Origin of the sequence: Thalassospira sp. GO-4 (genome assembly GCF_023588965.1) — a bacterium.
Lineage (GTDB): Bacteria > Pseudomonadota > Alphaproteobacteria > Rhodospirillales > Thalassospiraceae > Thalassospira > Thalassospira povalilytica.
Map to the genome: position 1 here is coordinate 2,057,344 of NZ_CP097807.1, position 10,303 is coordinate 2,067,646.

A 10,303-nucleotide genomic window follows, 5' to 3' on the forward strand; every position below is an offset into this window, starting at 1 on the left:
AGGGATGAAAACAGAACGTCCAGCCCCTTGCCCCACAGATACATTCACGCCACCTTTGGGAACAAGACCAAGGGCACCTGCAATGCAGATGCATCAAACCGTTTCTGTTCTTTGCGAATACGTCCCTGCCGCCTATAACTAGCCGATAGATACATTCCGAAATAAGGGAGCTTCCATGCCCAAGACCGACATGACACTTGATCGTATCAATGATCTGCTGGCGCGCGCCAAGAAAGCCGGTGCTGATGACGCAGATGCCGTCTATGTCGAAGGAACATCTCTTTCGGTTGCCCAGCGACTGGGCAAGATGGAAAAGCTAGAACGATCCGAAGGCGCCGATCTTGGTCTGCGCGTTCTGATCGGCAAAAAGCAGGCTGTCGTGTCATCATCGGACACCAGCGACGCCGCCTTGAACGAACTGGTCGAACGGGCCGTTGCCATGGCCAAGAACGCCCCGGAAGACCCGTATTGCGGTATTGCCGACCCGTCCGAACTTGCCGCAAGTTTTGATGTCGACGCGCTTGAACTTTGTGAACCGGGCGAAGTCAGCCAGGACAAACTGATCGAATGGGCAAGTGCCTGCGAGGAAGCCGCCCGTTCCGTCGAAGGCATCACCAATTCCGAAGGATCAGAAGCCGGCTGGGGCCGCCATCAGATCACGCTGGCCGCGACCAATGGCTTTGCCAATTCCTATGCCGGTTCGGGCAGTCACATTTCGGTTTCGGTGCTGGCCGGGACCGGAACGGCAATGGAACGCGACTATGATTATGACAGCGCGGTCTTTTCGACCGACCTGCGTGACCCGGTCGAAATCGGCAAAAAGGCCGCAGAAAAAACCCTGCGCCGTCTGAACCCGCGCAAAGTCAAAAGCACGCAGGTTCCTGTCATTTATGATCCGCGTGTTTCATCCTCAATCGTTGGCCATCTGTCCGGTGCGATCAACGGATCAGGCATTGCGCGCGGAACCAGCTTCCTGCTTGATGCGATGGGCAAGGAAATCTTTGCCCCGCATATCAACATTGTCGACGACCCCCACCGCAAACGCGGTCTGCGCTCAAAACCGTTTGACGCCGAAGGTGTCGCCAATGAAAAACGCTACCTGATTGAAAACGGCGTTTTGAAAACCTGGATTCTTGATTTGCGCTCGGCCCGCCAGTTGGGGCTGAAATCAACGGGCAACGCATCGCGCGGGGCCGGAAGCCTTCCGGGGCCGTCAACCACCAACCTTTACATGGAACCGGGCACCATTTCGCCCGAAGACATGATCAAGGATATCAAATCGGGTCTCTATATCACCGAAATGATCGGAAGCAGCGTCAATGGCGTTACCGGCGATTATTCGCGCGGTGCGTCGGGTTACTGGATTGAAAATGGTGAACTGGCTTATCCGGTATCGGAAATCACGGTGGCCGGGAACCTCAAGGACATATTCAAATCCGTGGTTCCGGCCAATGATCTGACCTTCAAATACGGCACCAATGCACCGACCTTGCGCATTGATGGCATGACGCTGGCCGGTCAGTAACCTGACCGACACCAACAGACATCCCGATACAAAAACGCCCGGACTTGAATGTGCCGGGCGTTTTTTTTTCGGATCTTTTGTAATCGTCAGATTACCTCACCGATCAGCTTGCGCGGATCGTGTTTACGAAATTGTCCGTGGCACCTTTCAGGGTCGTGAAGTTTTCCGAAAGCATACTGACCGCGCGCAAGACATCCCCGGATGCTGTTCCGGCCTCATTGACGGCCGAACTGACGGTTGCGATGTTTGAACTGACCGTGGTGGTGCCGGTTGCCGCCTGTTCAACGTTAAAGGCGATTTCACGGGTTGCTGCGGTCTGTTCTTCGATCGCCGATGAAATGGTAGCAATAATTGCATCCATTTCACTGACGGTTTTGCCGACTGCCTCGACCTGATTGACTGCACTTCCGGTGCGGGCCTGAAGGTTTTCGACATAACGGGTGATTTCCTCGGTCGCCTTGGCGGTCTGATCGGAAAGATTTTTGACCTCATTTGCCACCACGGCAAAACCACGCCCGGCATCACCGGCCCGTGCGGCTTCAATCGTGGCATTAAGGGCCAGCATGTTGGTCTGATCGGCAATATCGGAAATCAGTTTCAGCACATTTGAAATATTTTCCGATGCTTCGACCAGTTGCTGAAGGTCCGCCTGGGTCTTGTTGACCTGCCCGACTGCACTGCGAGCCACATCAGATGAATGGACAACCTGCCGGTTGATTTCCTCGATCGAGGAATTGAGTTCCTCTGTGGCCGAGGCAACAGAATGCACATTGCCGCTGGCTTCTTCGGTTGCCGATGCCACAGCCACCGTCTGTTCGGATGCCGAACTTGCCAGCCGTGACATGCTGTCTGCGGTTGCCTGCAATTCCACCGCAGCCGCGGCAACGGTTTCAATGATTTGCCCGACATCGGAATTGAACGTGTCGGCCGTCTGGTTCATGAATTGGCGCTGGGCTTCCTTGGCGCGTTTTTCATCTTCGATTGCCTTGGCTTCAAGTTCGTCATTGCGAATGGCATTTTCCTTGAAGACCTGAACCGCGCCGGCCATCTGGCCGATTTCATCGCGCCGTTCCTGCCAGGGTACATTGACCGTCAGATCATGATCGGCAAGCTTGCGCATGATCTGGGTGATGGCAATGATCGGCTTTGACAGACGATCACCGATCAGAAGGGCAATGACGATGCCAAGCCCCATACCGATCAGCGACGCGATCAGGATTTCGGTTTCCGCCAGACCGATTTCATCAACAACCCGTTCAAAAATTGAATGTTCGGTCGCCGAAAATTCCGCCATCAGATCGGCTGCTTCGGACAGCAACAGACTGGATGCCTGTTCCATATCGCCATTGACCGTTTCAATAATGACCAGTTCATTTGACCTGATCTTGTCAAATGCATCACGGTAATCATCAAACAATGTCATGACTTCGCCGATGGTCTTTTTGTATTCCGCATCGGGTACTGTCTGGTTGATTTCAATCAGCCCGGTCTTGAGAAGGCCGAACTCGCTGGCTGCCTTTTCGCCAAAGCTGTCATCCTGACGCCCGATCAGAATATTGGAATAAAGACGCGCCAGAAGCGCATGTTCGCGCGCGGCCACCGCCTTTTTCAGGGCATCGATATTCTGAGTGGTTTCTGCACGTGCGATCAATGCATTGAGATCGGAAACGACCTTGATCCCGTCGGGCTCAAGCCGGTCCGTGATCAGGGCGTGATATTCATCACTCAGATCACGGACTTTTTCGAAATCCTGCATGTAGCGATCAAGTGCCCCTGATATTTTCTCGATCCGGGCACGATGTTCAGCTGATTCGAAACTTTGCAATGCCTTGTCAAGAATTGGGCGGATTTGATCGGCGATGACGAACACCTGTTCCGCGTCATGGGCGCTTGCCTTGTTGGCAAATTCGCGGGCATGACTTTTGAAACGCAAAAACCGCGTTTCAATCTGGGCAACAAGTGCGGCCTCTTCGACCCGCAACGCATATTCATCAACATCATGTGCAACTTTGGTGAAGCTGTAGAATGCGAATGCCAGCGCTGAGACAAGAATGACCAGCACTGCTGAAAACCCCAATAGAATCTTTGTCTTAACACCCAAGTTTTCCAAAAACGCCCCCGTCGGCGCAGAAGAAACACGCGACACCATCATACCCTCCGTGTTCGCAGCACCGCGCTACGATCTCTTTGATTACCAAGGTATCTGCTCATGACAGTCACTACCCTCCCCATATGGGGAGTACACAACCCTTGTTTTAGATAATCACAATATTGCAACTAACTTAAAGGTTTGGCGTAACATGCGAAATTACAAGGAAAAGTAAGGCCGACCTATCCAGAAGACCTGTATACCTGTCCTTTCGAATATGCCCGGCAGATCGGCCCAATTCGGCGGATCAGTTTCCCTGTTTGACAACACCAAACACCGTAATTTCCAGACAAGCTGGCAAACGCTGCAAAGCAGGGCAAACGCATTGGACCATCCCCTGCTATCAACCCAAGGGCATCAATAATCAGCCCCGGCACACCGGTTGATAAAACGCTGATTTACACGCGGAAAAACCGCGAAATGACGAGTAAGATCATGGGGATTTTCAAAGAATGCCTGATCTTTGCTTTGCAACTTCCAAGCGTGATCACATGCCTTCTGATATCCCGGCCGCAAACAACCGGGATATCGTGCATTTGCAATAAAGATTTAGCTATCGGGGTTAACCGCTGGTCAGGCGAAGTGGTTCCGGACCGGTTTCAACCACACCACCCGCGGCCATTGCATAGGCCTGTGGCACCATCAGCCGCACCGGATAGGGCGACAGACTGATTTCGCATGGCAGTTTTCCGGCACTTTCACCGTCAATCTGAAGCGGAGCCGGGCCACAATGGCTGGTGATCGTGATGCGTTCAGACCGCACAACCGAGACATCGCTTTGTTCATGCAACCTGTTTAACGTCAGGGCCAGCCCATAGCGCGACAATGCACCGATACCGTTGCCGGGCATCAGAACAACATCAAAACCGTTATCGGTCAGCTTCGCCGTCGGTGAAATAATGAATTCGCCGCCGTAATGCTGCGCATGGGTCACCACAACCCCGGCCACCCGATAGTTTTCCCGCCCGATATTGACTTCAAAGTCGCGATGACGCGGGAAAAAGATGTTCCGCAACCCTTCAAGAACATAGGCACCCTTGCCGATCATCCGCTTGAGCTTGAGCGACACATTGGCAACCGTATCGGCATCGGCCCCCATTCCGACCATCAAAAAGAAGGCCCGCCCATTGACCAGTCCGGGCCGGATCCAGACCTGACCAGGATTATTGATATAGTCGGCAATTGCCTTTGCCTTGCGTTCCAGCCCGACTTCGACGGCCAGAACATTCGCCGTCCCGAGCGGGATCACGCCAAGTGGCGGGACTTCGTGACCATCGATTTGGGCATCAAGAAGACCATTCAGCGCCTCGTTCAATGATCCGTCGCCGCCGGCAACAAACAGGCGTTGATGGGCACGCACCTTGCGCGCCAATTCACGGGCATGGCCGGGATGGGTGGTCTGCAACAATTCCACCCTGATCCCTGCATGTTGCAAAATCTTGGACAGAAACCGCTGTTTGTTCCCCCCCGCACGGGGATTGAAAATCACAGTCACATCGGCATGGGTCATTCAGAACATACTTCCGAAATAAAACCGAAATAAATCACACACACGCACTACCATATGAAAGAAAAAATGTAACAGTTGCTTTACAGAACGACGAAATTTCTGTGAACGGGTTATAAAATCACGTTTTTTATTTTAAACCGATACTGGTTGGGGACAGTATTCGGCACCTCGAAACGCCGAATTCCAGCCATCCTTTTGGCAGGATACGGAGGAGCGGCAATGACAGCGATGACGCTGCAACCGCATTACCGCACGGTCTGGATTTCAGACGTCCATTTGGGGACACGTGGATGTCAGGCAGATCTTCTTTTGGATTTCCTCAATGAAGTAACAGCAGATACCTATTATCTGGTCGGTGACATTATTGACGGCTGGCGGCTCAAGAAAAGCTGGTATTGGCCGGAAAGTCACCATGCTGTTATCACGACAATCATGGATAAGGCAAAAAATGGCGCCAAAGTCATCTTTGTCCCCGGAAACCATGATGAATTTGCCCGTGAATTTGTCGATATGACCTTTGGGCATGTCGATGTCAAAATGAACGATATCCACGAAACAGCCGATGGCAAACGCCTGCTGGTCATTCATGGCGATGAATTTGACGGGGTTGTCAAATATGCCAGATGGCTGGCCTATCTTGGGGACACGGCCTACAACCTGGCCATCGCCCTTAACCGTTACTATAACGGCATTCGCCGCCGCCTTGGATACGGTTACTGGTCGCTTTCGGCCTATCTTAAAAACCGGGTCAAAAACGCCGTTCAGTTCATCTGCAATTTCGAAAATGCCGTCGCCCACGAAGCCGCCAAGCGCAAGGTCGATGGCGTGGTTTGCGGTCATATCCATCATGCCGAAAAACGCATGATCGGTGATGTGCTTTATTGCAATGACGGAGACTGGGTCGAAAGCTGCACCGCCCTTGTCGAAGACAAGGATGGCAAGCTTGAACTTCTGCACTGGACCGAAATGCGCCAGATGGCCATGAGCCATTCCAGCCCCAGCCGGGACGCTGCAAGCACCCCGTCACTGGGTCTTGGCAAACTGATCTCCATGTTCCGCATTGCCCATGGCACGGACAATTCCGCATCGGGTGCGTCCAAAAAACGCAGCGATGCCCCGATTGGAAAGACTGCATGAAAATACTGATCGTAACCGATGCCTGGTATCCGCAGGTAAACGGTGTTGTCCGTACCCTTGAAACCGTACGTGGCGAGCTGGGCGCGATGGGACATGATGTTCACATCATTTCGCCCGATCAGTTCAAAACCGTTCCATGCCCGACCTATCCGGAAATCCGTCTGGCCCTGTTTGCCAAACGCAAGATGGCCAAAATGATCGAGGCATTGCACCCGGTCGCCATCCACATTTCGACCGAAGGCCCGCTGGGTCAGGCGGCCCGTTCCTATTGCCTGAAACACGGCTTGCCGTTTTCAACCGCCTATCACACGCGGTTTCCGGAATATATTCATGCGCGCTGGCGGCTGCCGCTGTCGATTTCCTATCGCGGGATGCGCAAATTCCATTCCAAATCACGCTCGGTCATGGTCGCCACCGAAAGCCTGCGTCAGGAACTGTCCGACTGGGGCTTTGAAAACCTACATATCTGGTCGCGCGGGGTGGATCTTGATCTGTTCCGGCCCCGACCAGACGCCTCATTTGGCGATTTCCCGAAACCACACTGGCTGTTTGTCGGGCGGGTTGCGGTGGAAAAGAATATCGGCCACTTCCTTGACCTTGACCTGCCCGGGACAAAGTTCGTGGTTGGCGACGGCCCGCAACTTAACGAGCTTAAGGGCAAATATCCCAATGCGCAGTTTCTGGGCAAAAAGGTTGGCGAAGAACTGGCAACAGCCTTTGCTTCGGCGGATGTCTTTGTGTTTCCAAGCAAGACCGACACCTTCGGCCTTGTGATCCTTGAAGCACTGGCATCGGGCACCCCGGTTGCTGTCTTCCCGGTTCAGGGACCAGCCGATATCGTGCGCGGCACCAAGGCCGGTGCGATTGATGCCGACCTGCGCGAAGCAGCCCTGGCTGCACTAGAGCTGACATCCGACGATGCCCGTGCATTGGCTGAACAATATAGCTGGCAGAATTCCGCCACCCAGTTCCTGCACAATCTGGCACCGTTTTCCGGTGGGTTTGACGGGATCGAGGCCGTCCGGATTTCGGTCGACGATGCCACCCGCCACAATGCGGGCACAAACCCGGCGACATCCCCGGATCAAGATCAGGAAAGCCTTGGCACAACTCCGGTCGGTCAACCCGCCCAGTAAGTGGCAAGCCCCGGGGAAACCGACGGAAAGCGTGGAACGGGTGAAGTTCTATTTGCGATAAAGGCTTTTGCGCAAAGTGCGATAAGCCAGAATACCATTCAACGCGTCCGTTCCCAGCCATCTGCGGAACGGACGCAAAATCATGTAAACCGGTCGCAAAAGCCTGATGACCTTGCGCAAAGGGACAAGTTGCCCGGCAGTCTCGCCCGCTGTGGCAACATAGGTTGCCCATCCTGACCGCAACAATTCCGGACGTTTTTTGAATTCGCGCTGAATGGAAAATACGAACAACAAAATGTCGCGGGCCTGCGCATCTTCCAATGGCATACGTGCATTCGGGTCTTCTTCAAAATCAATGAAGCCGATCTGGCCATCATCGCGTATCGTCATGTTTCGCAATAACGGTGCACCGTGCGACACACCCGATGCGTGCAGTCGCGCCAAAGCGGATGCAGCAGCAGTGATATGCTGTTTGACCCAGTCTTCATTGCCGGACCGAACATCATCTTCGATCCTGGTCTGAAGGATACCGCCATTGTCACCGATTGCGATCCAGTTCGCCCCTTCGCCAATCAGATCGGGCACAAGTACACCATGTGCAGCCAGTTTGCGCAGGGTATTGGCTTCATTCACAAGCCCCGCCTTGCCGCCGGGCGACACCGTTGGACGCAAAAGCGGAATGCCCGTGACATTGGCCAGAAAACGCTGCAACCGATGCCAGACTTTTTCCTTTGCAGGCACCGCCTGTTTGACCCATATCCGCCGACCATTCCAGCTTAACGGGAAAACGCGTGCGCCCACGCCCTGGGCTATTGTGTGCTCGACAAGTGCGTGCAGTTGCTCGTTCATTATTTTGTCTTATATGTCGCTCTTTGTGACCTGCTGATCTACAGATCAGTTTTGTGTCCGTATGAAGCTTACTGCGGCTTGCCGCTTATGGCTCGGCGTGCTAGCAACAGCGCGTACATTTGAATATTTATTTGAAGCCTAATCCATATAGACAGTATCAGTTCGATACAATGTGGAAATGGCCTAAACGACCAGGAAGAAGCAATTGCCCAAGAACTCCTTGGACCACACCACAGAACATTGGGGCACATGGCCGTTGGTCAAGCGCATCGTTAAAGATGCCGTTGCTCCATACTTCGGGAAAATTCTTCTTGCTCTTCTGTGTATGGCTTTAATGGCTGGTGCAACCGGCCTTTATGCGCTTCTGATGGACCCCATTATCAATGATGTCTTCATCAACAAGCGCGAAGCGATGCTTGTTCCTGTCGGCGCCGCAGTTCTTGGTTCCTTTGCCCTGAAAGGTTTCGCCAATTACGGCCAGACCGTTTTGATGAGCTATGTCGGTGGACGTATTCTGGCCGACATCCAAAACCGTCTGTACGAACATGTCATTCGTCTTGATATCGGCTTCTTCCACAGCACCAATACCGGCAAGCTGATCACGCGCTTTACCAACGACATCACGGCAATGCGTGCGGCCGTTTCCAACTCGCTGACCGGATTTGGCAAGGATTTGTTGACTGCCATCGTCCTGATCAGCGTCATGTTCTACAAGGATTGGCTGCTTGCCATCATTGCATTCACGGTCTTTCCCGCTGCGATCTACCCGATTGCGCGACTGGGTCGCCGGATGCGCAAGGTGTCGGCCAACACCCAGCAGCAAATTGGTGAATTTGCCACCCTGCTTGAACAGACATTCCAGGGCATCCGCCATGTAAAGGCATATGGCATGGAACCTTACGAATGCTCACGTATGGGCAAGCTGGTTGAGACAGTCTTCAAACTGAGCTTCAAGGCACAAACCGTCAGTGCCCGTTCATCCCCCATCATGGAAACGCTTGGGGGTGCGGCGATTACAGCGATTATTATTTATGGCGGCAGCCGGGTGATCGACGGTGCCAGCGATCCCGGAAGCTTCTTTGCCTTTATCACGGCCCTTTTGCTGGCCTATGAGCCGGTAAAACGTCTGGCAAATATCAACATCACCCTGCAGCAAGGTCTGGCAGCATCACAGCGCGTTTTCACAGTTCTTGATATAGAACCCGAAATCAAGGATGCGCCGGATGCCAAAGCGCTGACGGTTTCAGGTGGCGATATTAGCTTCAAAAACGTCGCCTTTTCCTATAATCCGGAAATCACCGCCCTTCGCGATATTGATCTGGATATCAAGGCCGGGGAAACCGTCGCACTTGTTGGTCCGTCCGGTGCAGGCAAATCCACCATCCTGAACCTGATCCCGCGTTTCTATGACATTGATGCCGGTGCGATCACCATTGATGGTCAGGATATCCGTGACGTTACGCTTGAATCCCTGCGCAAGGCAACCGCACTGGTCAGTCAGGAAATCACCCTGTTTGACGATACGGTACGCGCCAATATTGCCTATGGTCGCGCCGGTGCCAGCGACGCCGAGATCGAGGAAGCCGCCCGTCACGCCGCCGCCCATGACTTTATCCTTCAGCTTGAACACGGCTATGACACCATTGTTGGCGAACATGGCGTGAAGCTTTCAGGCGGGCAGCGTCAACGTATTGCAATTGCGCGCGCGATGCTTAAAAACGCACCGATCCTGCTTCTGGACGAGGCAACATCGGCCCTTGATACGGAATCCGAGCGCCATATCCAGGGCGCGCTTTCCGAATTGATGAAGGGCCGCACCACACTTGTGATTGCGCACCGTCTCTCGACCATTGTTGATGCCGACAAGATTTGTGTCATCAATAACGGGCGCGTCATTGAACAGGGCAAGCACGAAGAATTGCTTGAACTTGGAGGGGCTTACGCAAACCTCTATAATCTGCAATTCTCAGAAGAAAACGGAAACTGATCCGGGCAAT

General features: G+C 53.4%; 8 protein-coding genes. 5 read left to right on the forward strand and 3 right to left on the reverse strand.

All coding sequences use genetic code 11. From position 1 onward, the window contains the following. Nucleotides 1–175 precede the first annotated feature (175 nt). A complete protein-coding gene (locus M9H61_RS09655; protein ID WP_250284791.1) occupies nt 176–1,525 on the forward strand; it encodes a TldD/PmbA family protein in 1,350 nt (449 codons plus the stop codon). A 103-nt stretch (nt 1,526–1,628) separates the two neighbouring features. Here the strand turns inward: M9H61_RS09655 and M9H61_RS09660 are convergent, their stop codons facing one another. Continuing rightward, on the reverse strand, nt 1,629–3,587 hold the full coding sequence (locus M9H61_RS09660; RefSeq protein WP_250284792.1) for a methyl-accepting chemotaxis protein: 1,959 nt from the start codon (nt 3,585–3,587) through the stop codon (nt 1,629–1,631). On the opposite strand from M9H61_RS09660, the gene M9H61_RS09665 reads away from it, so the two are divergent. Further along, entirely contained in the window at nt 3,577–3,738 is a 162-nt protein-coding gene (locus M9H61_RS09665) for a hypothetical protein (RefSeq protein ID WP_170310314.1), read from the forward strand. The two genes, M9H61_RS09660 and M9H61_RS09665, sit on opposite strands and share 11 nt — an antisense overlap. A gap of 498 nt (nt 3,739–4,236) precedes the next feature. Here M9H61_RS09665 and M9H61_RS09670 read toward each other — a convergent pair whose 3' ends face one another. Next, nucleotides 4,237–5,184, reverse strand: a complete 948-nt coding sequence (locus M9H61_RS09670; RefSeq protein WP_068517260.1) for a diacylglycerol kinase family protein — start codon at nt 5,182–5,184, stop codon at nt 4,237–4,239. Between the two features lie 219 nt (nt 5,185–5,403). Here M9H61_RS09670 and M9H61_RS09675 point away from each other — a divergent pair, with 219 nt between their 5' ends. Both M9H61_RS09675 and M9H61_RS09680 read left to right on the forward strand, forming a co-directional pair. Next, complete coding sequence (locus tag M9H61_RS09675; RefSeq protein ID WP_250284793.1) at nt 5,404–6,321, forward strand: UDP-2,3-diacylglucosamine diphosphatase; 918 nt, start codon at nt 5,404–5,406, stop codon at nt 6,319–6,321. After that, the gene (locus M9H61_RS09680; RefSeq protein ID WP_250284794.1) at nt 6,318–7,457 is read left to right on the forward strand and encodes a glycosyltransferase family 1 protein; all 1,140 of its coding nucleotides are present in this window, start codon (nt 6,318–6,320) and stop codon (nt 7,455–7,457) included. Before M9H61_RS09675 ends, M9H61_RS09680 begins: the two co-directional genes overlap by 4 nt. Nucleotides 7,458–7,505: 48 nt before the next feature. Here M9H61_RS09680 and M9H61_RS09685 read toward each other — a convergent pair whose 3' ends face one another. Next, nucleotides 7,506–8,306, reverse strand: a complete 801-nt coding sequence (locus tag M9H61_RS09685; protein WP_250284795.1) for a lipopolysaccharide kinase InaA family protein — start codon at nt 8,304–8,306, stop codon at nt 7,506–7,508. A 256-nt stretch (nt 8,307–8,562) separates the two neighbouring features. On the opposite strand from M9H61_RS09685, the gene M9H61_RS09690 reads away from it, so the two are divergent. Next, nucleotides 8,563–10,293, forward strand: coding sequence for an ABC transporter ATP-binding protein (locus M9H61_RS09690; protein ID WP_256469501.1), 1,731 nt, complete (start codon nt 8,563–8,565; stop codon nt 10,291–10,293). The last annotated feature ends 10 nt before the right edge of the window (nt 10,294–10,303 follow it).

What these genes read in the sequence shown, in the direction of transcription:
- M9H61_RS09655 (WP_250284791.1), top strand. Translation starts at nt 176, where the DNA reads ATGCCCAAGACCGACATGACACTTGATCGTATCAATGATCTGCTGGCG.
- M9H61_RS09665 (WP_170310314.1), top strand. Translation starts at nt 3,577, where the DNA reads ATGACCAGCACTGCTGAAAACCCCAATAGAATCTTTGTCTTAACACCC.
- M9H61_RS09670 (WP_068517260.1), bottom strand. Translation starts at nt 5,184, where the DNA reads ATGACCCATGCCGATGTGACTGTGATTTTCAATCCCCGTGCGGGGGGG.
- M9H61_RS09675 (WP_250284793.1), top strand. Translation starts at nt 5,404, where the DNA reads ATGACAGCGATGACGCTGCAACCGCATTACCGCACGGTCTGGATTTCA.
- M9H61_RS09680 (WP_250284794.1), top strand. Translation starts at nt 6,318, where the DNA reads ATGAAAATACTGATCGTAACCGATGCCTGGTATCCGCAGGTAAACGGT.
- M9H61_RS09685 (WP_250284795.1), bottom strand. Translation starts at nt 8,306, where the DNA reads ATGAACGAGCAACTGCACGCACTTGTCGAGCACACAATAGCCCAGGGC.